The organism is Pseudomonas medicaginis, from assembly GCF_965119365.1.
In the GTDB taxonomy this organism is placed as follows: Bacteria; Pseudomonadota; Gammaproteobacteria; order Pseudomonadales; family Pseudomonadaceae; genus Aquipseudomonas.
Genome location: NZ_OZ221631.1, coordinates 2,720,842 through 2,746,082 on the forward strand (window position 1 = coordinate 2,720,842; position 25,241 = coordinate 2,746,082).

18 protein-coding genes are annotated in these 25,241 nt (G+C 62.4%); 9 read left to right on the top strand and 9 right to left on the bottom strand.

What is annotated here, in order from left to right; all coding sequences use genetic code 11:
* Window positions 1–2: 2 nt before the first annotated feature.
* The 4 genes from ACMTA2_RS12120 (at window position 3) to ACMTA2_RS12135 (ending at window position 7,160) form a co-directional block, all read left to right on the top strand.
* Window positions 3–1,424 carry a Y-family DNA polymerase gene (locus tag ACMTA2_RS12120; RefSeq protein WP_413795033.1) on the top strand — a complete coding sequence of 474 codons (1,422 nt, stop codon included), beginning with the start codon at window positions 3–5 and terminating at the stop codon, window positions 1,422–1,424.
* On the top strand, window positions 1,400–4,498 hold the full coding sequence (locus ACMTA2_RS12125; RefSeq protein ID WP_413795034.1) for an error-prone DNA polymerase: 3,099 nt from the start codon (window positions 1,400–1,402) through the stop codon (window positions 4,496–4,498). Before ACMTA2_RS12120 ends, ACMTA2_RS12125 begins: the two co-directional genes overlap by 25 nt.
* 162 nt (window positions 4,499–4,660) lie before the next feature.
* Window positions 4,661–6,772, top strand: a complete 2,112-nt coding sequence (locus tag ACMTA2_RS12130; protein WP_413795035.1) for an ATP-binding protein — start codon at window positions 4,661–4,663, stop codon at window positions 6,770–6,772.
* A gap of 106 nt (window positions 6,773–6,878) precedes the next feature.
* A complete protein-coding gene (locus tag ACMTA2_RS12135; RefSeq protein ID WP_413795036.1) occupies window positions 6,879–7,160 on the top strand; it encodes a hypothetical protein in 282 nt (93 codons plus the stop codon).
* 223 nt (window positions 7,161–7,383) lie between these two features.
* On the opposite strand, the gene ACMTA2_RS12140 is transcribed toward ACMTA2_RS12135, so the two are convergent.
* Window positions 7,384–7,905: a DUF4142 domain-containing protein gene (locus ACMTA2_RS12140; protein WP_413795037.1), complete on the bottom strand. Its 522-nt coding sequence runs from the start codon at window positions 7,903–7,905 to the stop codon at window positions 7,384–7,386.
* 217 nt (window positions 7,906–8,122) lie between these two features.
* Between ACMTA2_RS12140 and ACMTA2_RS12145 the strand changes: the two genes are divergently transcribed.
* The gene (locus tag ACMTA2_RS12145) at window positions 8,123–8,359 is read left to right on the top strand and encodes an HP1242/YdcH family protein (RefSeq protein ID WP_413795038.1); all 237 of its coding nucleotides are present in this window, start codon (window positions 8,123–8,125) and stop codon (window positions 8,357–8,359) included.
* Window positions 8,360–8,539: 180 nt separating this feature from the next.
* On the opposite strand, the gene ACMTA2_RS12150 is transcribed toward ACMTA2_RS12145, so the two are convergent.
* The 4 genes from ACMTA2_RS12150 to ACMTA2_RS12165 form a co-directional block, all read right to left on the bottom strand.
* Entirely contained in the window at window positions 8,540–9,403 is an 864-nt protein-coding gene (locus ACMTA2_RS12150; protein WP_003200177.1) for a LysR family transcriptional regulator, read from the bottom strand.
* A 63-nt stretch (window positions 9,404–9,466) separates the two neighbouring features.
* Window positions 9,467–11,185, bottom strand: a complete 1,719-nt coding sequence (locus ACMTA2_RS12155) for a hydrogenase maturation protein (RefSeq protein ID WP_413795039.1) — start codon at window positions 11,183–11,185, stop codon at window positions 9,467–9,469.
* 216 nt (window positions 11,186–11,401) lie between these two features.
* Window positions 11,402–11,716 (bottom strand): SCP2 sterol-binding domain-containing protein, encoded by a 315-nt coding sequence (locus ACMTA2_RS12160; RefSeq protein WP_214509083.1) that lies wholly within the window; start codon window positions 11,714–11,716, stop codon window positions 11,402–11,404.
* 52 nt (window positions 11,717–11,768) lie between these two features.
* A complete protein-coding gene (locus ACMTA2_RS12165) occupies window positions 11,769–12,479 on the bottom strand; it encodes a histidine phosphatase family protein (protein ID WP_413795040.1) in 711 nt (236 codons plus the stop codon).
* A 226-nt stretch (window positions 12,480–12,705) separates the two neighbouring features.
* Between ACMTA2_RS12165 and sohB the strand changes: the two genes are divergently transcribed.
* Window positions 12,706–13,737, top strand: a complete 1,032-nt coding sequence (sohB, locus tag ACMTA2_RS12170; RefSeq protein WP_413795041.1) for a protease SohB — start codon at window positions 12,706–12,708, stop codon at window positions 13,735–13,737.
* 478 nt (window positions 13,738–14,215) lie between these two features.
* Here sohB and ACMTA2_RS12175 read toward each other — a convergent pair whose 3' ends face one another.
* The gene (locus ACMTA2_RS12175) at window positions 14,216–14,710 is read right to left on the bottom strand and encodes a DUF934 domain-containing protein (protein WP_042728924.1); all 495 of its coding nucleotides are present in this window, start codon (window positions 14,708–14,710) and stop codon (window positions 14,216–14,218) included.
* Window positions 14,694–16,352 carry a nitrite/sulfite reductase gene (locus tag ACMTA2_RS12180; protein ID WP_413795042.1) on the bottom strand — a complete coding sequence of 553 codons (1,659 nt, stop codon included), beginning with the start codon at window positions 16,350–16,352 and terminating at the stop codon, window positions 14,694–14,696. Before ACMTA2_RS12180 ends, ACMTA2_RS12175 begins: the two co-directional genes overlap by 17 nt.
* Before the next feature lie 501 nt (window positions 16,353–16,853).
* Here ACMTA2_RS12180 and ACMTA2_RS12185 point away from each other — a divergent pair.
* Window positions 16,854–17,981 (top strand): ABC transporter substrate-binding protein, encoded by a 1,128-nt coding sequence (locus ACMTA2_RS12185; protein WP_413795043.1) that lies wholly within the window; start codon window positions 16,854–16,856, stop codon window positions 17,979–17,981.
* Between the two features lie 85 nt (window positions 17,982–18,066).
* On the opposite strand, the gene ACMTA2_RS12190 is transcribed toward ACMTA2_RS12185, so the two are convergent.
* Both ACMTA2_RS12190 and metH read right to left on the bottom strand, forming a co-directional pair.
* On the bottom strand, window positions 18,067–18,285 hold the full coding sequence (locus ACMTA2_RS12190) for a DUF2970 domain-containing protein (RefSeq protein ID WP_413795044.1): 219 nt from the start codon (window positions 18,283–18,285) through the stop codon (window positions 18,067–18,069).
* A gap of 54 nt (window positions 18,286–18,339) precedes the next feature.
* Entirely contained in the window at window positions 18,340–22,050 is a 3,711-nt protein-coding gene (gene metH, locus ACMTA2_RS12195; protein WP_413795045.1) for a methionine synthase, read from the bottom strand.
* Window positions 22,051–22,206: 156 nt separating this feature from the next.
* On the opposite strand from metH, the gene ACMTA2_RS12200 reads away from it, so the two are divergent.
* Both ACMTA2_RS12200 and nfuA read left to right on the top strand, forming a co-directional pair.
* Window positions 22,207–24,498 (top strand): fatty acid cis/trans isomerase, encoded by a 2,292-nt coding sequence (locus ACMTA2_RS12200; RefSeq protein WP_413795046.1) that lies wholly within the window; start codon window positions 22,207–22,209, stop codon window positions 24,496–24,498.
* Window positions 24,499–24,613: 115 nt separating this feature from the next.
* Window positions 24,614–25,198, top strand: coding sequence for a Fe-S biogenesis protein NfuA (nfuA, locus tag ACMTA2_RS12205; protein ID WP_003182850.1), 585 nt, complete (start codon window positions 24,614–24,616; stop codon window positions 25,196–25,198).
* The last annotated feature ends 43 nt before the right edge of the window (window positions 25,199–25,241 follow it).

A 25,241-nucleotide genomic window follows, 5' to 3' on the forward strand; every position in this document is an offset into this window, starting at 1 on the left:
GGATGCGCTGGGTCTGTATTCTTTTCCCGCAATTGGCGCTGGACGCCGCGCTGCGCCAGCGCCCCGATCCCGACCAACCCCTGGCATTGCTGACCGGTCCGGCCCAGCGCCGTGTGCTGCAAGCGGTGAACGCGCCGGCCCGGGCCCTGGGCTTGCGTCCCGGCCAGACCATGACTGCCGCCCAGGCCTTGAGCAAGGGCTTTGCCACCGCCGAATACGACGCGGCGCAGATCGAACATTGGCAACAGTTCCTGGCGGCCTGGGCCTACCGTTTCAGCGCCCAGGTCAGTGTGCATTACCCGCGCACGCTGCTGTTCGAGATCGAGTCGAGCCTGGGCCTGTTCGGGCCCTGGCCGGTGTTCGAGGCGCGTTTGCGGGCCGAGTTGACCGAGCTGGGCTTTCGTCATCGTATCGTCGCCGCCCCCAACCCGGTGGCGGCACGGGTGTTGGCCAATGCCCATGACGCCTTGGTGGTGCCCGATGCCGAGACCTTGCAGCGATACCTGGGTCACATGCCCGTGGAGCGAATCGGCCTGGAGCCCGACGTCGCCACGGCGTTGTCGCGCATGGGACTGCGCCGCTTGAGCCAGGTCCAGGCCTTGCCCCGGTACACCCTGGCGCGCCGTTTCGAGGCCCAGGTGCTCAAGCACCTCGACGCGTTGACGGGCAGTCGTACCCTGGCGCTGTCGTTCTACCTGCCACCGGACCGTTTCGATGTGCGCATCGAACTCAACTACGACGTTCAGTCCCATCAGGCGCTGCTGTTTCCGTTGCGCCGGCTGACCGGTGACTTGTCGGCTTTCCTGTGCGGACGCGACAGCGGCGTGCAGCGCTTTGACCTGCACCTGGAGCACGCCGGTTTGCCGGATACGCTGATCAAGGTCGGCTTGCTCAGCGCCGAACGGGATCCTGCGATGCTTTTCGAACTGGCCCGCGGTCGCTTGGAACAGGTGCAGGTCGAGGCTCCGGTGCGGGGCTTTCGCTTGAGCGCCGAAGACCTGCCGAGTTTCGTGCCCCAGCGCCTGGAGCTGTTCGACGAACGCCCGCAACAGTCATTGCCCTGGGAGCAATTGCGGGAACGGTTGCGGGCCCGACTCGGGGATGACGCGGTGCAAGGCCTGGGGTTTCGCGACGACCATCGACCTGAATGCGCCTGGCAGATGACACCCCAGTCCCGCCCCCAGGCCTGTCCGGTGCGCGATGGCGTGCAACGTCCCGGCTGGCTGCTGGATGCCCCCCAGGCATTGCCGCAAGGCCAGGCACGGATTCTCATGGGCCCCGAGCGTATCGAGACCGGTTGGTGGGACGGCGCGGATGTGCGCCGTGACTACTATCTGATCGAGACCCGCAGCGGACAACGGGGCTGGGCCTATCGGCCGGTGGGCGAGGGCGGGCCGCTGTGGCTGCAGGGCTGGTTCGCATGAGCGTTGAGTATGCCGAGCTGCACTGCCTGTCGAACTTCAGCTTCCAGCGCGGCGCCTCCAGTGCCCTGGCGTTGTGCCGTCGCGCCAAGCAGCAGGGCTATCAGGCCCTGGCGATCACCGACGAATGCACCCTGGCCGGGATCGTCCGGGCCTGGCAGGCGGCCAGGGAGTTGGAGCTGCAGTTGATCGTCGGCAGCGAAATTCAGGTCGAGAACGGTCCGAAACTGGTGTTGCTGGTGGAGAATCTGGAGGGCTATCAAGCCTTGTGCCGGCTGATCACCCGCGCCCGGCGTCGCAGTGAGAAGGGCCACTACCGCATCGTGGGGGAGGATTTCGACGAGCCCTTGCCCGGGCTGCTGGCGCTGTGGGTGCCCGATGGCCAGGATTCCGAAAAGCACGGCCGCTGGCTCCAGTCGATCTTTGCCGGGCGCCTGTGGTTGACGGTGCAGTTGCATTGCGGGCAAGACGACCGGCGTCGGCTGTCGGACTTGCTGGCGTTGGCGGAGCGCTTGAACCTCCCGGCCGTGGCCAGTGGCGATGTGCACATGCACGTGCGCGGCCGGCGCGCCTTGCAGGACACCATGACCGCTATCCGTCACCACGTCACGGTAGCCGAGGCCGGCCAGCGCCTGCACCCCAACGGCGAACGTCACTTGCGCAGCCACAAGGATCTGGCCGCGCTCTACCCACGGACCTTGCTCGATGAAACCCTGAACATCGCCCGGCGCTGCACTTTCGATCTCGGTCAACTGCGCTACCAATACCCCCGCGAACTGGTGCCCGAAGGGCATGATCCCGCGTCCTGGCTGCGGGAACTGACCGAGCGTGGCATGCGCGAGCGCTGGAAAAAAGGTGTGCCAGACAAGGTGCGGGTGCAGATCGACAAGGAGCTGAGCCTGATCGCCGAGTTGGGCTATGACAGCTATTTCCTCACCGTGCAGGACATCGTCAGCTTTGCTCGCAGCCGCCATATCCTTTGCCAGGGGCGCGGTTCGGCGGCCAACTCGGCGGTGTGCTTTGCCTTGGGTATCACCGAAATCGACCCCAGCCTCACCTGCCTGTTGTTCGAACGCTTCCTGTCCCGGGAGCGCAACGAGCCGCCGGACATCGACGTCGATTTTGAACACGACCGTCGCGAGGAAGTATTGCAATACGTGTTCCAGCGCTACGGCCGCCATCGTGCGGCCTTGACGGCGGTGGTCAGCACTTACCACGGCGCCGGGGCGGTGCGCGATGTGGCCAAGGCCCTAGGCCTGCCGCCGGACCAGGTCAACGCCCTGGCCGATTGCTGTGGCCGCTGGAGCGACGAGGCACCGCCGGTGGAGCGCTTGCGTGAAGGCGGCTTCGACCCGGACAGCCCGGTGTTGCGCCGGGTGCTGGGCCTGACCCAGCAATTGATCGGCTTTCCCCGGCACTTATCCCAACACCCTGGCGGCTTCGTGATTTCCGAACAGCCCCTGGACACCCTGGTGCCGGTGGAAAACGCCGCCATGGCCGAGCGCACCATCATCCAGTGGGACAAGGACGACCTGGACGCGGTCGGGCTACTCAAGGTGGACATCCTGGCCTTGGGCATGCTCAGCGCGATTCGTCGCTGTTTCGACCTGATCGAGCATTACCGGGGCCAGCGCTACGCCCTGGCGTCGCTGCCCCAGGATGATCGGGCGACCTACGAAATGATCAGCCGCGCCGATACCATCGGTGTGTTCCAGATCGAGTCCCGGGCGCAGATGTCGATGTTGCCTCGGCTGAGGCCCGAGACGTTCTACGATTTGGTCATCGAAGTGGCAATCGTACGCCCCGGGCCGATCCAGGGTGGGATGGTGCATCCGTACCTGCGCCGCAGAAACAAAGAAGAGGCGGTGACTTATCCCTCTGAAGCGTTGAAGGCAGTGCTCAACCGCACCCTGGGTGTTCCCTTGTTCCAGGAGCAGGTCATGCAGATCGCCATCGTCGCGGCCGATTACACCCCGGGTGAAGCCGACCAATTGCGGCGCTCCATGGCCGCCTGGAAACGTCACGGCGGGTTGGAACCCCACCGGGAGCGTCTGGCTGACGGCATGAAGAAAAATGGCTACACCGCTGAGTTCGCCGCGCAAATCTTCGAACAGATCAAAGGCTTCGGTAATTACGGATTTCCCGAATCCCACGCCGCCAGTTTCGCCTTGCTGACCTATGCCAGCAGTTGGCTCAAATGCCATGAGCCGGCGGCGTTCGCTTGTGCCTTGATCAACAGCTGGCCCATGGGCTTCTACAGCCCTGACCAGATCCTCCAGGATGCTCGCCGTCATCAATTGCAGATCCGTCCGGTGGACGTGCGCGCCAGCGATTGGGCGTGCAGCCTCGAACCCTTGGAAGGCCGACAACCGGCGATCCGCATGGGCCTATGCCTGGTCAAGGGCTTTCGGGAAGACGATGCCCGCCGTATCGAAGCAGCTCGGCGGCAGGGGGGCTTCACGGATGTCGCCGACTTGGGCGAACGTGCGCAACTCGACGCCCGGGCCCTGGCGCAACTGGCCGACGCCGGTGCCTTGCAGGGCTTGGCCGGTGATCGCCATCGGGCCCGCTGGGCAGTGGCCGGGGTGCAGAAACAGCTGGGGCTGTTCGCCGGTTTGCCCAACCAGGAAGAACCGCCCGTGGCCCTGCCCGAACCCACGCTGGGAGAAAACCTGTTTGCCGATTACGCCACGCTGGGCACGACACTGGGCCCTCATCCGCTGGCCCTGCTGCGTCCCGAGCTACGCGCCCGACGCTGTCGCAGCTCTCGGGAACTGCAGGACGTGGAGCATGGCCGCAATGTCAGCGTCGCCGGGCTGGTCACCGGCCGTCAACGCCCGGGCACAGCCAGCGGCGTGACCTTCGTGACCCTGGAAGATGAATTCGGCAACCTCAACGTGGTGGTCTGGCGCGACCTGGCCGAGCGCCAGCGCAAGACCCTGGTGGGCTCGCAACTGCTCAAGGTCGACGGGCGTTGGGAAAGCATCGGCGAGGTCCGCCACCTGATCGCCGGGCGCTTGAGCGACCTGACTGGATTGCTGGCGGGTATCAATGTTCGCAGTCGTGACTTCCACTAAACCGACTGCCGCTCCTCGCCACGGGAAACATGTGCCCAGCCCAGACAGGCCGGCGTCATGACCTCACCATGAAACCAAACGCCAACCCGGCGCTCGAAGCTCTGATCGCAAGGGATTTGTGTGGGCGATCCCCAGCAGGCATTTTGAGGTTCAGAGTCGACCATGGCGTTTTTATCCCAGAATCACGGCTGCCCTGGCTGGGGCGGTGAGATGGCCGGGCGTATCCGGGCGTTCGATTGGAGCCGGACCGAGTTGGGCGCCATCGAGCACTGGTCCGCCAGCCTGCGCAGTGCCGTCCAGTTGTTGCTGGCTTCGCCCCTGCCGATGGTGATGTTGTGGGGCCGCCAGGGCTTCATGATCTACAACGATGCCTATGCCGAGTTCGCCGGTGGCCGCCATCCTTACCTGCTGGGGTGCGCAGTGGAGTTGGGTTGGCCGGAGGTCGCCGAATTCAATCGCCATGTACTGGACGTCTGCCTGGCTGGCGGCACCTTGTCCTACCGCAGCAAAGAGTTGGTCCTGTTGCGCGATGGCAAGCCTGAAGACGTGTGGATGGACCTCTACTACAGCCCGGTGCCCGATGATGACCAGTCCCCGGCGGGCGTGTTGGCGATTGTGGTGGAAACCACGGAGCTCGTATTGACCGAGCGTGCCCGGCAAGAGGCGGAGCGCAGTTACCGCGCGGTCAATGAGCGCATCCAGCTGGCGCTTTCGGCCGGGCCCTTGCTGGGGTCGTTCGTCTGGGACATCCAGGCCGACACGCTGTCGGGCGATGAGCGTTTTGCCCGTACCTTCAACTACCCACCCGACTGTTCGCTGGAGGCACTGCCGATCGAGATTGCCCGTCGGGGCATCCACCCGGAGGACCTTGACGAGGTCAACCAGCGGGTCGAACTGACCGTGCGCACCGGCGTGCCTTACAGCGCTGAGTATCGGGTTCGTCGCCTCGACGGTCACTATCGCTGGGTGCTGGCCAGCGGTCGATGTGAGTTCGATGGGACGGGCAAGCCCCTGCGTTTTCCGGGGGTGCTGATTGATATCAACGAGCGCAAGGCGGCCGAAGCGTCCCTGCTCAAATTCACCCGCGACCTGGAGCAGCGCGTCACCACCGAGGTGCAGGCGAGGTTGGCGGCGGAAGAGCAGTTGCGCCAGTCGCAGAAGCTCGAGGCCATTGGCGGCCTTACCGGTGGCGTGGCCCACGACTTCAACAATTTGCTGCAGGTGATCGCTGGCAACCTGCACTTGCTGGCCCGCCACGAACGGGACAACGTCAATGTGCAACGGCGGGTCAGTGCCGCCATCGAAGCCGTGGAGCGGGGGGCCAAGTTGTCATCGCAACTGCTGGCCTTTGCCCGGCGCCAGCCCTTGTCACCGGCGGTCTACAACCCTCGGCGCATCTACGAGGGCATGGGTGAATTACTGCAACGGGCCTTGGGCGAAACCATCCACATTGAAGTGAGCCTGCCCCATGCGCCCTGGTGCATTCATGTCGATCGCAATCAACTGGAAAATGCCTTGTTGAACCTGGCGATCAATGCGCGTGACGCCATGGGTGGCGAGGGCACCATTCGCCTGATCGGCGAGAACATCGGGCTCGATGAAGCGTTCTGTGCCGGCAGGGGGATCCCGGCCGGCGACTATGTCCGGCTGTCGGTGATCGATCGCGGTGCCGGCATGCCGCCCGATGTCCTGCAGCACGTGTTCGAACCGTTTTTTACCACCAAGATCGATGGCCAGGGCACCGGGCTGGGGTTGAGCATGGTGTTCGGGTTCGTCAAGCAGAGTGGCGGCCATATCGAGATCTCCAGCGATCTGGGCGAGGGCACGCGAGTACGGATGTATTTCCCTCGAAGCCTTGCGCCCGAAGCGGGCGAAGCCGAGCAACACGACGTGCTTCAGTCCGGCAGGCAAGAGACGATCCTGGTGGTGGAGGACAACGACGAGGTGCGCAGCGCCTCGGTGGAACTGCTGGAACAGTCCGGTTATCGGACCCTCACGGCCGCCAACGGTGATGAGGCGATGAAGCTGCTGCTGGAAGGCATCTCGGTCGACCTGATCTTCACCGACGTCGTCATGCCCGGCCTGATCAAGAGTTCCGACCTGGCCGCCTGGGCCAAGATGCAGAAACCGCCGGTCCCGGTGCTATTCACCTCGGGGCACACCCGGGACATCATCTCCCGGAATCATCAGCTGAGCCCCGATACCCATTTGTTGAGCAAACCCTACGGCCCGGACGCGCTGACCCGGATGGTAAGGAGTGTGCTGGGCGGCTGATCGCGGCGCTGCAGGCAGCTGCAAACAAATGGAACCGAAGCCGTCGCGTCACCTTCGAATGTTCAAGACCGGTCATCCATCCGGCCCTGCCATGAACGAGGTGCCTATGAACGACGATCCCGCAAACACCCAGCAACAAGGCCAGGCGCAGACGCCGTCCCCCCGTAACGATCCGGCCATCGATCCCCAAGTCCCGGACAAGCCTGCGAGCGCCCGGCCAGTCGACCCTGCCGGAACAGACCAGGCCGACAGCGCCGCCACTGAGGTCGATCAGAAGCACCACCATCAGGACAATGACAACACCTTCAGTCCCGGCTTCAAGCCTGATCCGGATCGGCCGAAATCTGGCGAGGATACCGACGCTGATATCGACACTGATGGTGGCTAGCCCATCAAGGATGCGCGACACCGATTCGTTGTGGGAGCGAGCTTGCTCGCGATGACTGTGGCAAATTCGACATCACTGTGACTGAACCACCGATATCGCGAGCACGCTCGCTCCCACAGGGGGGCGCTTCGAAAAAAACGGCGTTTCCCTTCCAAGGGAGGCGCCGTTTTTCTTTAAGTGAGCAGTACCCGACCCAAGCGCCGGGCTTTTTTCGTGCCTCGCTCTACTTGCTTGGATGCGCAGCCTGGAGTTTCTTGGCGGCTTCCAGGTGATGTTGCAGGTCTGGCAGCATTTTCTGGGCGAACGCCTTGAGTTCGGTATTGCCAGCCTTCTTGTCGTCGGTAACGGTTTCGGCTTCTTTCTTGAACAGGGCGATGGTTTCTTCGTGGGCCTTGACCTGGTTGTTGGCATAGGCCGCATCAAAAGACTCATCGCGCACGTCGAGAATCTTCGCCTTGGCTTTTTTCATCAACGTGGTGTCGTCGGGTACCTCGATGTCATGCTTTTGCGCCAGGGCTTTCAGCTCTTCGTTGGCCTTGGTGTGGTCGGTGATCATCTTGTTGGCGAATGCCTTGATGTCCGCCGATTGGCTTTTTTCCAAGGCCAGTTTGCTGGTCTCGATTTCTGCAATTCCACCGGCCGCCGCGTTGTCGACAAAGTCGTTGGAAGTCGCGGCCCATGCCATGCCCATGCTGGTACTCAGGGCAACTGCCAGGCCGAGTTGACGCAGGGTGAATCTGTCCATAGGTAAGTCTCCACACAAGTTGAACGAGCGATTCTTGTCGTCTCTGTTCAATGGAGGGCGACGTACCGGCAAAGGTTTGATCGCCAAGCGATCCGGTACGACGAACGGTCACCGCTGGTCGGATTGGCGGTCGACAGAACCCCGTCCAGGAGGCCATCCTGATAATCGACGGGCGCCGCAAGGGCGTCTGCCACCGACCCATCGAAGGAGGTGTTCCATGCCGGTGTCCCACGATTTGTGCCAGGATCTCAAATGCACAAAAGACCATATCCAGCAAAAACGCAGCGAGAATCCAAGGCTCGACTCGTTACTTCAAAAATACTCCCAACTTGATGCCGAGGTGGTCGAAGCCGAGAAACCGTCCTCCGGCGCGTTGTCCGACGATGCTTTGGAGACGCTCAAGAAGAAGCGATTACTGGTCAAGGACAAGATCGTGGCTCAGATGCAGCGGTAGCCCCAGGACCGAGCCTGTGAGGGCCCTTCGTATTGCGAAGGGCTTTTGTGACGAGGGAGTGGCTTGCTCCCGCTGGCTGCGCAGCGGCTCCCGGATTTTGCGAGCGCTACGCACTCGAGCGGGAGCCAGCTCCCTCGTCACGACAGGTCCTCATCCAGGCAAGTCTTGCCTCACCCATTGTCAGGTCAGTGGATCCCAGCGCTGCGACCAGTCGCTGCCGGTCTTGACGATCTCTCGCAACACCTCGAATGCCTGCTGCAACGCCGCCGAATCCCGATCGCGGGAGTAGACCAGGTAGGTGGGGTAGTTGAATTCCGGTGCCTTGGGCACCCGTTCCAGGATGCCGCTGTCCAGGTAGCTCTGCACGACTCGGGTGCGGAAGTAGCCGCTGCCACCGTTTTCCAGGATGTACTGCAGGGCCAGGGGGCCGAGGTTGAAGGTCACGGCAGCCTTGGCCTTGTCCGGTAGCGCGGTGTCGTGTTGGCGCCGGAAGTCAGCACTCCAGTCGATGTACACGTAGGGCTCGGGACGGGCGGCCAGGCGTACGAGGATGAGTTTCTCTTCCAGCAGCTGTTCTACCTGCAGGCGCGGCCAGTATTCGGGCTGATACACCACTGCCGCGTCCAGCAGGCCCAGCTCCAGCTGTTGCAGCAGTTTCTCGCCGTCGCGGATGTCCATGCGCAGGGCGTGGCCGGGAATTTTCTGGCGCAGCTCGCCGGCCCAGGCGAGCATCAAGGGATTGCACAGGCTGACCTCGCCCCCCAGGTGCAAGACGTTGCGATAGCCTTCGGGCAGTGGCAGGTCCCGACGGGCCGCTTCCCAGGTCTGCACGAGCTGGTTGGCGTAGACCACGAACGCCTCGCCGTCGCTGGTCAAGCGCGCGCCGGCACGGTTGCGTACGAACAGCGCGCAGCCAAGCTGGCTTTCGAGCTTCTGGACCCGGGCGGTGATCGCGGTCTGGGTCACGTGCAGCTTTTCGGCCGCTGCAGCGAGGCTGCCGTGGCGGACGATTTCCAGGAAGGTGCGGGCGAGATCGATGTCCATGTTCAGGCCGATACGGGGGAAGCGGGCATTGTAAGAGCTGCCGCGCCTCGCCGATACCGGACATTATTGGACGGCTTGGACCTGTGCTGTTCGCGCCCAAGGGGCGACCAGGCGTTCTGGTGTGCGGCAGGCCTTGTGCTTGAAGACGAAACCACGGCACTTGTCGGCGAAGCCGTGGCGATTGTCCACCATGTCATGTCGCATCTGCACGAGCTCACCATCGCGGCACGCCTGGATCGCTGACAAGCTCCGCTCGGCCTTGCGAACCCGGATGCTTTCATAGTTCGGATCGAGCAGCGCACTGTTGGCTCGTTGCAGCAGCCACAGGCCGAACTCGTCGGGGCAACGTGGTCCGATCTCCTGGACCATGCCGTAGCGCAACGCCTGGAGGGCGCTGATCGGCAGGCAGTCCTGGGTGAGTTTCCAGGCCATGTCCGGCCCGACCGCGCGGGGCAGGCTGTAGGTCCAGTATTCAGAGCCGTACAGGCCCATGGTCGCGTAGTGCGGGTTGAGCACGATGTCACGGCGCGCCAGCACGATATCGGCCGCCAGAGCCAACATTACACCGCCGGCCCCGGCGTTCCCCGTCAGACCGCTGACCACCAGTTGCCGTGCGCTGAACAACTCAAGGCAAACGTCATCGATAGCCTGTATGTTGGCCCAGGCCTCCAGGCCGGGTGCGGCGGCGGCCTGGATAACGTTCAGGTGCACGCCGTTGGAAAAGCTGCCGCGCCCGCCGCGGATCAACAGCACCTGGGTGTCGCGGGACTTGGCCCAGCGCAATGCCGCCACCAGCCGTTGGCATTGCTCAGTGCTCATCGCCCCGTTGTAGAACTCGAACGTCAGCTCTCCCACATGGCCGCATTCCCGGTAGCGAATGGGCTGATAAGACTCATCGCTGAACGGCTGGCGGGCCAGGGAACCGTCGAGCACCGGGACGCCTTCGAGGCGGTTCGACAAAACATGGCGCGCCGGACGCTTGAAGGTCTGGTCGCCGGGCTGCGGCTTGCGGCGCAGGGCGCCGATCCACAGGCTTGTATCCCCTGTCGCCACCAACACCGCATCGTCACGCACGGCCAGCAGTTCGCCGGGCAGGCCGTGGCGAACGTCCGGATGGGCGTCGTACAGGTAAAACTGTTCGCCGGCCAGGCTCGCGAGTACGCCGGGTTGACCGTCGGCGGCGTCGATGCGGCGTTTGATGAAAGCGCTGCTGTCGTGCCAGCTGAAGGTGCGATGGGCCTGGGTCATGTTCGGTTGCAGGCGTCCGACCACGTCATGACGGCCATAGTCCAGTGGCACCGGTATGAAACCATCGAGGTGCTTCTCCACGACCTCGCGGATGCAACGAATGGCTGCGTCGCTGACCGGGCCGTTATACAGCTCGGATTTGCGCAGGCCTTGGGGCAGGTCGAATTCGCAAGTGGCCCAGACCGGCCCGGCGTCCATCTCCTCTGCCGCCTGCAATGCCGTGACGCCCCAGCGTTCGGGCTGCCGAGTGATCGCCCAGTCCAGGGCGCTGGCGCCGCGGTCGCCGACAATTCCGGGATGAATGATCACCACCGGGCGCCGCGGATTGCGCCATAACTGCTCGGGTACACGGTCCTTGAGAAACGGGCAGATCACCAGGTGGGCGCCGCTTTCTTCGATTTGCCGGCAGACCGAGGCAGGATCGGTGAACAACACGACGCTGGGACGATAGCCAGCCTCGCGCAAGTCCAGCCAGACGCGTTGGGTCAGGCCGTTGAAGGCACTCGACAGCAAAATGATCTTCAGTGTGGGCATGAGTCTCTCTTCCGTGAGATGAGCAGGCGCCGGCTCCCGATGTGCCGTCCCTGGCTTGATGGAAGCGCTACGTTAGCGGCTGGGGGAGGCGCGACAACTGACAGGGATCAAGGTTATGAGTGCAAGGCAGAATCAGCGGAGGGCAGAAACACGAATCCCGCCACGGGGGCGGGATTCGTTTGCAATCAAGGGCTCGCGAAGAACGCGAGCGCAGTCTCAGCCTGGGAACAGCTCGGACAGTTTCATGGCCAGCATCATGTCGCCTTCGGTGCGCAGCTTGCCGCTCATGAACGCTTGCATGCCGTCGGTGCTGCCGTCGACGATGCCTTGCAGGGTTTCGCCGTCCATCACCAGGGTCACCTGGGCGTCCGGGTTTTCACCTTCCTGCAGTTCGCAGGTGCTGTCCTTGACGACCAGCGAGAAATTCTTGGTGTCGTCGATGCGGAAACCGAATACCAGGTCCAGGCCGGCAGCGGCGGCTGGGTTGAACTTGGCTTTCATGGCTTGTACGGCGTCGGCTACGGAGGTCATGGTTTCGATCCTTATTTGGGTGGTACAGCAAGGGTCTACAAGTAATCCGGACTCAGCGAAAGGTGATGAGGTCCGGGGCCTTCAACAGTTGCAGGTGGGCATGGCTGTTGAAGGAAGCCAGGGCCACCTCGCGGCCCCTGAATTTCAGGTGGTTGAGCGAGGTGTTGACGATTTGCCAGTTCAGTTCGAAGGCCTGTCGGGCCGGTATCCGGGTGATCAGGTGGAGCAGGGCGGTGATGGTGCCGCCGGAGGTGAACACGGCGATTTTATGGGTGTTGTCGGCTTGCTCCAGGATGCGGTGCAGGCCCGCCTGGACCCGCTCGACAAAACCCAGCCAGCTTTCCAGGCCCGGCGGGTCATACTGGCCGCTGAGCCAGCGTTCGACGATCAGTGCGAAGATGCGCTGGAATTCGGCGCGGTTCTGCGCGGCGTTACGCAGGATATGCAGCGCCTCGGGTTCCTGGGGGAGCATGTCCGGCAGCAGGGCACGAATGACCGCGTCGGCATCGAACTCGTTGAACGCGGTGTCGATTTCCAGCTCGGGAACCGGCATGCCGGCGGCAGACATCTGGCCCAGTGCACCGACGGCGGTATCCTGTTGGCGACGCAGGTCACCCGAGAGGCAGCGATCGAATACGACACCGAGCTCGGCGAGGTGGTCGCCGAGCACTTGCGCCTGGCGTACGCCGTTGGGCGAGAGGACATCGTAGTCGTCCGCACCAAAGGAGGCCTGGCCATGTCGAATCAGGTAGATACTGCCCACGTCCGCGTCATCCCGGTACGTTGAAGGTTTGGCGAGGTTATGGGGATGGCGGTGAGCTGTCAATGAAAAAACATACGCTTGTTTGAAATGTCCGTTGCGGCCTTGTCCTGGCTCGCTCGCGTCAAGGTAACCATAGGTTTCTTGGCTGGTCGCGACGCAGGCGCATGGGTATGCTGGGGCTGTCACGCGCCTGCGTTCAGTGGCGCATTGCATTTAAGGAGTTGCTGTGGAGTTTTTCATCGAATACGCCGGTTTCCTGGCTAAGACCGTGACGCTGGTGATCGCCATCCTGGTGGTGCTGGCCAGTTTTGCTGCACTGCGCAGCAAGGGGCGGCGCAAGTCGGCCGGCCAGTTGCAGGTGAGCAAACTCAACGATTTCTACAAGGGGCTGCGCGAGCGCCTGGAACAGACGCTTCTGGACAAGGATCAGCTCAAGGCTTTGCGCAAGGCCGAAGGCAAGGCTGAAAAGGCCGGGAAGAAAAACAAGGACAAGCCGGCGACCAAGCCCCGGGTGTTCGTGCTGGACTTCGACGGTGATATCAAGGCCTCGGCCACCGAGAGCCTGCGTCATGAAATCACCGCGCTGCTGACCCTGGCGACGCCGAAGGATGAAGTGGTGCTGCGCCTGGAAAGTGGCGGCGGCATGGTCCACAGCTACGGCCTGGCTTCGTCGCAACTGGCTCGGATCCGTCAGGCCGGCGTGCCGTTGACGGTCTGCATTGACAAGGTCGCGGCCAGCGGTGGCTACATGATGGCGTGCATCGGCGAGAAGATCATCAGCGCTCCCTTCGCGATCCTGGGTTCCATCGGCGTCGTCGCGCAATTGCCCAACGTCAACCGGCTGCTGAAGAAACATGACATCGATTTCGAAGTGTTGACGGCCGGCGAATACAAACGCACGTTGACGGTGTTCGGCGAAAATACCGAGAAGGGCCGGGAGAAATTCCAGGAGGACCTGGACATCACCCATGAACTGTTCAAGAACTTCGTGTCCAACTACCGCCCGCAACTGGCCATTGATGAAGTGGCGACCGGTGAGGTCTGGCTGGGTGTCGCGGCGCAGGGCAAGGGCTTGGTGGACGAGCTGAAAACCAGCGATGAATACCTGGCCGAACGCGCCAAGGGTGCCGAGCTGTACCACCTGCACTACGCCGAACGCAAAAGCCTGCAGGAACGGATCGGCATGGCGGCCAGCGGTTCGGTGGATCGCGTGCTGCTCAATTGGTGGAGCCGCCTGACCCAGCAGCGGTTCTGGTAACTTTGGGGCGGAACCGTCAATCCCCCTGTGGGAGCGCTTGCTTGCGATAGCGGTGTATCAGTCAACATTGCTGCTGGCTGACCTGACGCCTTCGCGAGCAAGCTCGCTCCCACAGTTTAATCCCGGGTGATTGCGGGATATGCGTCCACCACAAGTCCCTTGTGGGATCGAGCTTGCTCGCGATAGCGGTGTATCAGTCAACATTGCTGCTGGCTGACCTGACGCCTTCGCGAGCAAGCTCGCTCCCACAGTTTGATCCCGGGTGATTGCGGGATATGCGTCCACCACAAATCCCTTGTGGGAGCGAGCTTGCTCGCGATAGCGGTGTATCAGTCAACATGGATGCTGGCTGACCTGACGCTTTCGCGAGCAAGCCCGCTCCCACAGGGGGGCGGGGGCTGAGCTGGGCATCGATCATTCAGCAACAAAAAAGCCCTGAACCGGTACAACCGGCTCAGGGCTTTTTCATGGGGCTGTTTCAGCGACGACGAAACAGCGGCAGCGGCTCGTCAGTGGCAGCCTGGTAGGTCACCGAGAAGTCCTTGAGGCTTTCGAGGGCTTCGTAGGGGTCTTTGTCTGCACGCAAGGCAAAGGCGTCGAAGCCGCAGCGGCGCATGTAGAACAACTGGTCGCGCAGCACGTCGCCAATGGCCCGCAGTTCACCCTTGAAGCCATAACGGTCACGCAGCAGGCGGGCGTTGGAGTAGCTGCGCCCGTCGGTGAAGGCCGGGAAGTTCAGGGCAATGACCTGCAACTGGTTGGCATCATCACCAATTTCCTCGGCTTCCTCGTCGGCGTCCAGCCACACACCCAGGCCGCCGTCGCGGGCCTTGAGGGCGTGGGCGTGATCGCGCCACAGGGCCAGCGGCACGATCAGGTCGTCGCAGTTGGAGATGCCATCGAGGGTCGCGTCCTTTGGCAGCAGGTGCCAGGTTTCGTCGATGACCTCGTTGTTCTTAATGATTCGCTGCATAGACGCGTTCCTTGAAGAGGTCGATGCCGATACGTTGGTAAGTGTCGATGAAGCGTTCGTCTTCGGTACGTTGCTCGATGTACACGTCGATCAGCTTCTCGATCACGTCAGGCATGTCATCCTGGGCAAACGACGGGCCGAGGATCTTGCCCAGGCTGGCGTCGCGGCTACCGCTGCCGCCCAGGGAAACCTGGTAGAACTCTTCGCCTTTCTTGTCCACGCCCAGGATGCCGATGTGGCCGACGTGGTGGTGACCACAGGCGTTCATGCAGCCGGAAATGTTCAGGTCCAGCTCGCCGATGTCGAACAGGTAATCCAGATCGTCGAAACGACGCTGGATCGATTCGGCGATAGGGATCGACTTGGCGTTGGCCAGGGAGCAGAAGTCGCCGCCCGGGCAGCAGATCATGTCGGTCAGCAGGCCGATGTTCGGCGTGGCGAAACCTTGTTCGCGCAGCTCGCCCCACAAGGTGAACAACTGGCTCTGTTCAACGTCCGCCAGGATGATGTTCTGCTCGTGGGAGGTGCGCAGTTGACCGAAGCTGTAGCGCTCGGCCAGGTCGGCCACGGCGTCCAGTTGCTTGTCGGTGATGTCGCCCGGCGCGACGCCGGTCGGTTTCAGGGACAAGGTCACGGCGACATAACCCGGCTTCTTGTGGGCCAGGGTGTTGCGGGTGCGCCAGCGGGCGAAGCCAGGATGTTCCTTGTCCAGGGCAGACAGCTCAGCTTCCTGATTGCTCAGGGCCTTGTAGTCTGGATCGACGAAATGCTTGGCGACGCGATGGACTTCGGCTTCGGTCAGGGTGGTCTGGCCGCCGCGCAGGTGAGCCATCTCGGCTTCGACCTTCTCGGCGAACACTTCAGGTGTCAGGGCCTTGACCAGGATCTTGATCCGCGCCTTGTACTTGTTATCGCGACGGCCGTAGCGGTTGTACACCCGCAGGATGGCGTCGAGGTAGCTCAGCAGGTCCTGCCACGGCAGGAACTCGTTGATGAATGCGCCGACCACCGGGGTACGCCCCAGGCCGCCGCCCACCAGCACGCGGAAGCCCAGCTCGCCGGCCGCGTTGTAGACCGTCTCCAGGCCGATGTCGTGGACTTCGATGGCCGCACGGTCCGAGGTCGAGCCGTTGATGGCAATCTTGAACTTGCGCGGCAGGTAGGCGAATTCCGGGTGGAACGTCGTCCACTGGCGAACGATCTCGCACCACGGCCGCGGGTCGATCAACTCGTCGGCCGCGACACCGGCGAACTGGTCGGTGGTGACATTGCGCAGGCAGTTGCCGCTGGTCTGGATCGCATGCATCTGCACGGTGGCCAGTTCGGCGAGGATCTCGGGCACATCTTCCAGGGCCGGCCAGTTGTACTGGACGTTCTGCCGGGTACTGATGTGGGCATAGCCCTTGTCATAGTCGCGGGCGATCTGCGCCAGCTTGCGCACCTGGCGCGACGTCAGCTGGCCATAAGGCACAGCCACGCGCAGCATCGGGGCGAAGCGCTGGATATACAGGCCATTCTGCAGGCGCAGAGGGCGGAATTCTTCTTCGCTCAGCTCGCCTGCCAGATAGCGTCGGGTCTGATCACGGAACTGCTTGACGCGGTCCTCGATGATTCGCTGATCGTACTCGTCATATACGTACATATAAGTCTCGGTCTCAGGCTTGGGCCGATCAGAAACAGCTGCATGTTGGCTCGCTGGAATCGGGTTCTGCCTCGGCAATTCTGCGCGCACGGCCGCGCACTCCTAGAGGAGCCGGTGCAAGATACCTGTTTTGAGTTATGCGCAAAAGTGATGTTTGAGTATATGTAAAGAACCAAATCGACTAATGAGATTGATTATTGCCTAACCCACATTTGTCGTGCGGGCAATCATCGTCTTAACTGTGGTCGAGTCCCTATGCAATCACCTACAAAACCGACAAGAGGCGATGCAATGAGCAATCCGACCAAAGCAAGGAAAAGCGACAGTACCGTTGATGCCTGGGCCATTTTGTTCCTGATTATCCTGGTGGTGGGCACCGCGGTGTTCTGGGTCAGTCATCAATAACGCTCGAACCGTTGCACCCATGAAGGGCCCAAGTTCAGGTGCCCGTTCGCCACCTGGGTCGTTATACTGGGTGGCGTATTATTCGGGGCAGGCGGGATGTTTAAGCTTATCTGCAGGCTGGTAGCGTTGTTATGCCTGTCATTCTGGTTGCCAGTGCAGGCCGCTGGCACTGTCTCTCCTTCAGCCCAGGCCAGGGCTGCGATTTCGGTGGTGTTCCTCAATCCGGGGCGTTCGACCGAGACGTTCTGGGTCAGCTATAGCGAGTTCATGCAGGCCGCGGCTAATGGCTTGGGTTTGCGCCTGCGTGTGGAGTACGGCGAGCGCGATCCCGAGCGCATGATCCGCCAGGCTCAAGACGTCATCACGTCGGTTGACCGTCCGGACTACCTGGTGCTGGTCAACGAACAGTATGTTGCCCCGCGCATCCTGCAATTGGCCCAGGGCAGCGGGATCAAGCTGTTCCTGGTCAACAACACGCTGACCAGCGACCAGACCCGCCTGCTGGCACAGCAGGGCGCGCCGCCTCCCGAACTGCTTGGCAGCCTGGTGCCCGACGACGAGCGCAGTGGCTACCTGATGCTCACCGAGCTGTTGCGCCAGCATGGGCCGCTGGCACCTGGGCAGACGCTCGATTTGCTGGCTTTTTCCGGGAAGAAGCTCACCCCTTCGGCGCAACTGCGCGAGAAAGGCCTGCTCCGGGCGCTGGCCGAGCACCCGCAAGTGCATCTGCGCCAGTTGGTCTATGGCGAGTGGAATCGCGAACGGGCTCATGAGCAGGCGAGCCAGTTGGTCAAGCGCTATCCGCAGACCGCGCTGGTCTGGTCGGCCAACGATGAAATGGCCCTGGGCGCCATGCAGGCGTTCGAGGAGGCGGGTCGCCAGCCGGGCAAGGATGTGTTGTTCAGCGCCATGAACAGTTCCAGGGCGGCGCTCCAGGCCCGTATCGACGGGCGTTTGAGCGTGCTGTTCACCGGGCACTTCAGCTTGGGAGGGTGGGCCATGGTGCTACTCCATGATCACGCAATGGGCACCGACCTCGCGCGTCATGGCGGCTATAACCAGCAGATCGACCTGATGCAATCGCTCGATCCGGCCCGCGCTCGAGCGTGGCTGAACATGAATCCTGCCAAGGACTATCGCCTGGATTTCAAGCGCTTCAGCCTGGTGTCCCATCCGGATGGCGAGCCCTACGCGTTTTCGCTCGATGCACTGGGGCGGCGCTAGAGCGACTCAGATCGAGGCTGGCGAGACGGGCAATAGGACTGTTTCGGTTCGAAAGAGACCTGGTTCCACACTGTGCAGATGCGTTCTATACGCCCGCAAAGTACAACACCAGATTGACGATCCCATACAACGTCAACCCGAAAATCACCGTAAACAGGATGCCGAGGATGATGAAGTGGCTCGGCTTGCCATGGGTGAAGTCGCGGGCGCGGTTTTTTCCACTTTGCACGCCGAAGGCCGCCGCTCCAATGCTGTGGAGCATTTGCCAGAGGGTGGGCGCCTTATTTTCGGTCGGTTCGTCCATGATGCTCTCCATACACAAGGTCGTATGTGGAGAGCATAGCCAATAGCTGCGGACTTAGTTGTCGTAACCCAGGTTCGGCGCCAACCAGCGCTCCGTCACACTCAACTCCTGACCCTTGCGTGCGGTATAACTCTGCACCTGATCCTTATCGATCTTACCCACCGCAAAGTACTGCGCCTGGGGATGGGCGAAATACCAGCCGCTGACCGCTGCCGCCGGGAACATGGCGTAGTGTTCGGTGAGGAACACGCCGCTACGCCCCGCTTTCATTTCACTGGCCTGGGGATCGAGCAGATGGAACAGGGTGGCCTTCTCGGTATGGTCCGGGCAGGCCGGGTAGCCGGGAGCGGGGCGGATACCGGTGTATTGCTCCTTGATCAGCGCCTCGTTGTCCAGGCTTTCGTCCTTGGCATACCCCCAATGTTCCTTGCGCACCTGCTGGTGCAACCATTCGGCACACGCTTCGGCCAAGCGGTCGGCCAGGGCCTTGACCATGATCGAGTTGTAGTCGTCGCCGGCCTCTTGGTAAGCCTTGGCGACTTCTTCGGCGCCGATGCCGGCGGTGGTGATGAAGCCGCCGACGTAGTCGGTCACGCCGCTGTCCTTGGGTGCGACGAAGTCGGCCAGGGAAAAGTTCGGCTTGCCGTCGGTCTTGATGATCTGCTGGCGCAAGTGATGCAGGCGCGCCAGTGGCTTGCCATCGTCGCCATAGACTTCCAGGTCGTCGTCATGCACCTGGTTGGCCGGCCAGAAGCCGAACACGGCGCGGGCGCTGATGAGTTTTTCGTCGATCAGCTTGCGCAGCATCGCCCGGGCATCGGCGTACAGCGCGGTGGCGGCTTCGCCGACCACTTCGTCGGTGAGGATGCGCGGGTACTTGCCGGCCAGGTCCCAGGAGATGAAGAACGGCGTCCAGTCGATGTATTCGGCCAGGACGTTCAGGTCGATGTTGTCCAGCACCTTGGCGCCGGTGAAGGTCGGCTTGACCGGCTGGTAGCTGCTCCAGTCGAACTGTGGTTTCTTGGCCACGGCGGCAGGGTAGCTCAGGCGCTCGGTACGGGCGCTACGGTTGGAAGTGCGCTCGCGCACGTCGATGTAGTCCTGGCGGGTTTTCTCGACGAACGCCGGCTTGAGCTCCTTGGACAGCAACTGGGTCGCCACGCCCACGGCACGGGAGGCGTCGGTGACGTAGATCACCGCGTCGTTGCTGTACTTGGGTTCGATCTTCACCGCCGTGTGGGCCTTGGAGGTGGTGGCGCCGCCGATCATCAGCGGCAGGTGGAAGTCCTGGCGCTGCATCTCGCGCGCCACATGCACCATTTCATCCAGGGACGGGGTGATCAGCCCGGACAGGCCGATGATGTCGCATTTCTGCTCCTTGGCCACCTGCAGGATCTTCTCCGCCGGCACCATCACGCCCAGGTCGACGATGTCATAGCCGTTGCAACCCAGCACCACGCCAACGATGTTCTTGCCGATGTCATGGACGTCGCCCTTGACCGTGGCCATCAGGATCTTGCCCTTGGCCTCCGGCTTGTCGCCTTTTTCCGCCTCTATGAACGGAATCAAGTGGGCCACGGCCTGCTTCATCACGCGGGCGGACTTGACCACTTGGGGCAGGAACATTTTGCCGGCGCCAAACAGGTCGCCGACGATGTTCATGCCGGCCATCAGCGGGCCTTCGATGACCTCGATCGGCCGGGCGAACGATAGTCGCGATTCTTCGGTGTCTTCAACGATGTGGGTGGTGATGCCCTTGACCAGTGCATGCTCCAGACGCTTGTTCACTTCCCAACCGCGCCACTCTTCGGTTTCCGCTTCCTTGACGCTGCCGTCACCCTTGTACTTGTCGGCGATGGCGAGCAGGGCGTCGGTGCCTTCGGGGGTACGGTTGAGGATCACGTCTTCCACGGCGTCGCGCAGTTCCACCGGGATCTGGTCGTAGATCTCCAGTTGGCCGGCGTTGACGATGCCCATGGTCAGGCCCGCGCGAATCGCATACAACAGGAACACCGAGTGGATCGCCTCGCGCACCGGGTTGTTGCCGCGGAACGAGAACGACACGTTGGACACCCCGCCGGAGGTCAGCGCGTACGGCAGTTCATCGCGGATGTAGGCGCAGGCGTTGATGAAGTCCACGGCATAGTTGTTGTGCTCTTCGATACCGGTGGCGACGGCGAAGATGTTCGGGTCGAAGATGATGTCTTCCGGCGGAAAGCCCACTTCATTGACCAGGATGTCGTAGGAGCGCTTGCAGATTTCCTTCTTGCGCGCCTCGGTGTCGGCCTGGCCGGCTTCGTCGAAGGCCATCACCACCACGGCGGCGCCGTAGCGCTTGCACAGCTTGGCGTGGTGGATGAACTGCTCGACGCCTTCCTTCATGCTGATGGAGTTGACGATGCCCTTGCCCTGGATGCACTTGAGGCCGGCTTCGATCACTTCCCACTTGGAGGAGTCGATCATGATCGGCACCCGGGAGATGTCCGGTTCGCCGGCAATCAGGTTGAGGAAGGTCACCATGGCCTTCTTCGAATCGAGCATGCCCTCGTCCATGTTGATGTCGATCACCTGGGCGCCGGCCTCGACCTGTTGCAGGGCCACTTCCAGGGCTTCGGTGTAGTTGTCCTCGCGGATCAGCCGGGCGAACTTGGCGGAGCCGGTGATGTTGGTCCGCTCGCCGACGTTGACGAACAGCGAGCTGCGGTCGATGGTGAACGGTTCCAGGCCCGACAGGCGGCAAGCCCGGGGAATCTCCGGAATCTGCCGCGGCGCATAGCCGGCCACGACCTTGGCGATGGCTTCGATGTGCGCCGGGGTGGTGCCGCAGCAGCCGCCGACGATGTTCAGGAAGCCGCTCTGGGCAAACTCTTCGATGACTTTGGCCGTCTCGGCCGGCAGTTCGTCGTATTCGCCGAATTCGTTGGGCAGGCCGGCGTTGGGGTGAGCCGATACGTGGGTGCTGGCCTTGTTCGACAGCTCCTCCAGGTAGGGGCGCAGTTCGCTGGCGCCGAGGGCGCAGTTCAGGCCCACGGAGATCGGCTTGGCGTGGGCCACCGAGTTCCAGAAGGCTTCGGTTGTCTGGCCGGAGAGGGTGCGGCCGGAGGCGTCGGTGATGGTGCCGGAAATCATGATCGGCAGTTCGACGCCCAGTTCTTCGTAGACCCCTTGCACGGCGAAGATCGCCGCCTTGGCGTTCAGCGTGTCGAAAATGGTTTCGATCAGGATCAGGTCGGCGCCGCCTTCGATCAGGCCCTTGGTGGCCTCGGTGTAGTTTTCCACCAGTTCGTCGAAGGTCACGTTGCGGTAGCCGGGATTGTTCACATCCGGCGACAGCGAGCAGGTGCGGCTGGTCGGGCCGAGCACGCCAGCGACGAAGCGCGGCTTGTCCGGGGTCTCCAGGGTCTTGGCGTCGGCTACCTGGCGAGCCAGGCGCGCGCCCTCCAGGTTCAGCTCGTAGGCCAGGCCCTGCATGCCGTAGTCGGCCTGGGACACCTGGGTGGCGTTGAAGGTGTTGGTTTCCAGGATGTCGGCGCCGGCATCCAGGTAGGCTTTTTCAATGGCACCGATCACGTCGGGACGGCTGAGCACCAGCAAATCGTTGTTGCCCTTGACGTCGCTCGGCCAGTCGGCGAAACGCTTGCCGCGGTAGTCCTGTTCTTCCAGCTTGTAGCTCTGGATCATCGTGCCCATGCCGCCGTCGAGGATCAGGATGCGTTCCTTGAGGGCTTGCTGGAGAAGATAAAGGCGAGCGCTGCGATCAGACATAGGACTACCTGGAAAAAAAGACCATTACGAAGGTCGGGATGATAGCAAACCTGCGCAGGATTTGATCATGAGGGGCTTTTGCATGAATATCGCTCATGTTTGCAAGGCGATGCTGGCCCGGTAGAATCGGCGGATTATCTCTTAGGGACCCGAGACATGCCGTACCGCGTCTTATTCGGCAGTCTGTTGCTGCTGTTGTGTTTTACCGCAGCCGCCGGGAGTCCCGCTCCCGCGATCTCCTACACCCGCGACATCCAACCGATTTTCACGGAAAAATGCGTGGCTTGTCATGCCTGCTACGACTCCGCTTGCCAGTTGAACCTGGGCAGTGGCGAAGGCGCGGCGCGGGGGGCGAGCAAGCTGTCGGTGTATGACGGCGAGCGGCGCCAGGCGGCCGATCCGACCCGCTTGTTCTATGACGCCTCCGGCCCACGCGCCTGGCAGCGCAAGGGCTTCTACTCAGTGCTTGACGCCCAGGGCAGCCAGGCTGCGCTGATGGCGCGCATGCTGGAGTTGGGTCACCGCACGCCGTTGCAGCCCAACGCCAAGCTGCCGGAAGACATCGTCCTGGGCCTCGAACGTGACAACAGTTGCGCGATGCCGGGTCAATTCGACGAATATGCAGGTGCTCATCCCAGGGAAGGCATGCCTTTGGCGGTCACCGGCCTGACCGAGCAGCAATACCAGACCCTGCAACGCTGGCTGGCCGCCGGTGCCCCGATCGACCAGCAAGCCCTGGCACCCAGCGCCGCCGAAGCCTTGCAGGTGGTGCAGTGGGAGAACCTGCTCAATGCCCCTGGCGCCCGGGAAAGCCTGGTGGGCCGCTGGTTGTTCGAACACTGGTTCCTGGCGCACATCTATTTCAAGGGCGGCGAGCCGGGGCATTTCTTCCAGTGGGTGCGTTCGCGCACGCCCACCGGCCAACCCATTGACCTGATCAACACCCGCCGTCCGAACGACGATCCCGGCACTCGCGTCTATTACCGGCTCTGGCCGGTGCAAGGGGTGATCGTGCACAAGACCCATATCACCTATGGCTTGAGCGCGGCGAAGATGGCGCGGATCAAAAGTCTGTTCTACAGCGGCAAATGGCAGGTTACCGCATTGCCGGGCTACGGTCCGGAGCGCCGGGCCAACCCGTTTTCCACCTTCGAAGCGATCCCGGCCCAGGCTCGCTACCAGTTCATGCTCGATAACGCCGAGTATTTCGTGCGTACGTTCATTCGTGGGCCGGTGTGCCGGGGCCAGATTGCCACGGACGTGATTCGCGACAATTTCTGGGCACTGTTCCAGGCCCCCGAACATGACCTGTACATTACAGACCCGAACTACCGAGGCCAGGCCACGCCGCTGCTGGCAATGCCGGGGCAGAACGACGATGTGGGCAGCGTCGTCAGCCTGTGGATCGACTATCGCGACAAACGCAACGAGTACGAAGCCCTGCGCCGTGACAGCTATGCCGAGTTGCCGGCGCCGAGCTGGTCGACGCTGTGGGCGGGCAACGACAACGCACTGCTGAGCATTTTCCGGCATTTCGACAGTGCTTCGGTCACCAAGGGGCTGATCGGGGAGGTGCCGCAGACGATGTGGTTGTTCGACTTCCCGTTGCTGGAGCGTACCTATTATCAGTTGGCGGTGAATTTCGATGTGTTCGGCAACGTGTCCCACCAGGCCCAGACCCGGCTGTATTTCGATTTGATCCGCAATGGGGCGGAGCAGAACTTCCTGCGCCTGATGCCGGCCGACTCCCGGGAGGGCTACCTTGACGACTGGTACCAGGCCGGCGGCAAATTCAAGATGTGGCTCGATTACGAGGCCATCGACGATGACAAACCGACCGCTCTCAAGCTTGACGAACGTGACCCCAAGCGTGATTTCACCCAGCAGTTGCTGGCCCGTTATGGCGATCTGAATGCGCACCCCGATCCGATCAACCGTTGCGACGGGGCCTACTGCTCGCGCCCGAACATCGATTCGACACTGCAAAACGCCGAGCAGGCCCTCAGCCGACTGGTGTCGCGCCCGGCGGCGGGGCTCAAGGTAATCGACCAACTTCCGGAAGCGACCCTGCTGCGCATCGAAACCGCCAGCGGTCACCGAGAGGTCTACAGCCTGTTGCGCAACCGCGCCCACAGCAACGTGGCGTTCCTGCTGGGCGAGGAGGCGCGCTACCAGCCGGGGCTGGACACGCTCACGGTCTACCCGGGCGTGCTCAGCAGCTATCCGAACTTCATGTTCAACATTCCGGCCGGGCAAGTGCCGGCGTTCGTCGAGGCAATGGAAAGTGCCCAGGATGCGCCGGCGTTCGAGCGGATCGTCGATCGCTGGGGCATTCGTCGCAGTCATCCGCAGTTCTGGCATTACTTCCATGACCTGAGCCAGTACATCCAGGAGACGGAGCCTGTGGAAAGCGGTGTGCTCGATATGAATCGCTACCAGAACCTCTGATCGACAGGTCCGGCGGCAAACTCCGTGCCGTCGGATGCTTTCCTGACAAAAATACTAGGACTTTGTCCGGCGCGATGATTGGCGTAAACTGCCGGCAAGCCTGCGAGGAGTTTCCATGACCGCTATTACCATTACCGATGCCGCCCACGATTACCTGGCCGACCTGCTGTCCAAGCAGAACACCCCAGGCATCGGAATCCGCATCTTCATCACCCAGCCCGGCACCCAGTACGCAGAGACGTGCATTGCCTACTGCAAGCCGGGGGAAGAAAAACCCGAAGACACCGCGTTGGGGCTCAAGAGCTTCACCGCGTACATCGACTCGTTCAGCGAAGCCTTCCTGGACGATGCGGTCGTCGATTACGCCACCGACCGCATGGGCGGCCAGCTGACCATCAAGGCACCGAACGCCAAGGTGCCGATGGTCAATGCCGACAGCCCGGTCAACGAGCGTATCAATTATTACCTGCAAACCGAGATCAACCCGGGGTTGGCCAGCCACGGCGGCCAGGTTTCGTTGATCGACGTGGTGGAAGACGGCATCGCCGTGCTCCAGTTCGGCGGCGGCTGCCAGGGCTGCGGCCAGGCGGACGTGACCTTGAAGGAAGGCATCGAGCGCACCTTGCTCGAGCGTATCCCGGAGCTCAAGGGCGTACGCGACGTGACCGACCACACGCAGAAAGAAAACGCCTACTACTGATAGGTGTTCGCTGCGGATAGAAAGAAACGGCGTGTGGCGAGGG

Excerpts from the sequence above, each read along its gene's own strand:
- ACMTA2_RS12120 (WP_413795033.1), top strand. The coding sequence starts at position 3 with ATGCGCTGGGTCTGTATTCTTTTCCCGCAATTGGCGCTGGACGCCGCG.
- ACMTA2_RS12130 (WP_413795035.1), top strand. The coding sequence starts at position 4,661 with ATGGCGTTTTTATCCCAGAATCACGGCTGCCCTGGCTGGGGCGGTGAG.
- ACMTA2_RS12135 (WP_413795036.1), top strand. The coding sequence starts at position 6,879 with ATGAACGACGATCCCGCAAACACCCAGCAACAAGGCCAGGCGCAGACG.
- ACMTA2_RS12140 (WP_413795037.1), bottom strand. The coding sequence starts at position 7,905 with ATGGACAGATTCACCCTGCGTCAACTCGGCCTGGCAGTTGCCCTGAGT.
- ACMTA2_RS12145 (WP_413795038.1), top strand. The coding sequence starts at position 8,123 with ATGCCGGTGTCCCACGATTTGTGCCAGGATCTCAAATGCACAAAAGAC.
- ACMTA2_RS12150 (WP_003200177.1), bottom strand. The coding sequence starts at position 9,403 with ATGGACATCGATCTCGCCCGCACCTTCCTGGAAATCGTCCGCCACGGC.
- ACMTA2_RS12155 (WP_413795039.1), bottom strand. The coding sequence starts at position 11,185 with ATGCCCACACTGAAGATCATTTTGCTGTCGAGTGCCTTCAACGGCCTG.
- ACMTA2_RS12160 (WP_214509083.1), bottom strand. The coding sequence starts at position 11,716 with ATGACCTCCGTAGCCGACGCCGTACAAGCCATGAAAGCCAAGTTCAAC.
- ACMTA2_RS12175 (WP_042728924.1), bottom strand. The coding sequence starts at position 14,710 with ATGCAGCGAATCATTAAGAACAACGAGGTCATCGACGAAACCTGGCAC.
- ACMTA2_RS12180 (WP_413795042.1), bottom strand. The coding sequence starts at position 16,352 with ATGTACGTATATGACGAGTACGATCAGCGAATCATCGAGGACCGCGTC.
- ACMTA2_RS12185 (WP_413795043.1), top strand. The coding sequence starts at position 16,854 with ATGTTTAAGCTTATCTGCAGGCTGGTAGCGTTGTTATGCCTGTCATTC.
- ACMTA2_RS12190 (WP_413795044.1), bottom strand. The coding sequence starts at position 18,285 with ATGGACGAACCGACCGAAAATAAGGCGCCCACCCTCTGGCAAATGCTC.
- metH (WP_413795045.1), bottom strand. The coding sequence starts at position 22,050 with ATGTCTGATCGCAGCGCTCGCCTTTATCTTCTCCAGCAAGCCCTCAAG.
- ACMTA2_RS12200 (WP_413795046.1), top strand. The coding sequence starts at position 22,207 with ATGCCGTACCGCGTCTTATTCGGCAGTCTGTTGCTGCTGTTGTGTTTT.
- nfuA (WP_003182850.1), top strand. The coding sequence starts at position 24,614 with ATGACCGCTATTACCATTACCGATGCCGCCCACGATTACCTGGCCGAC.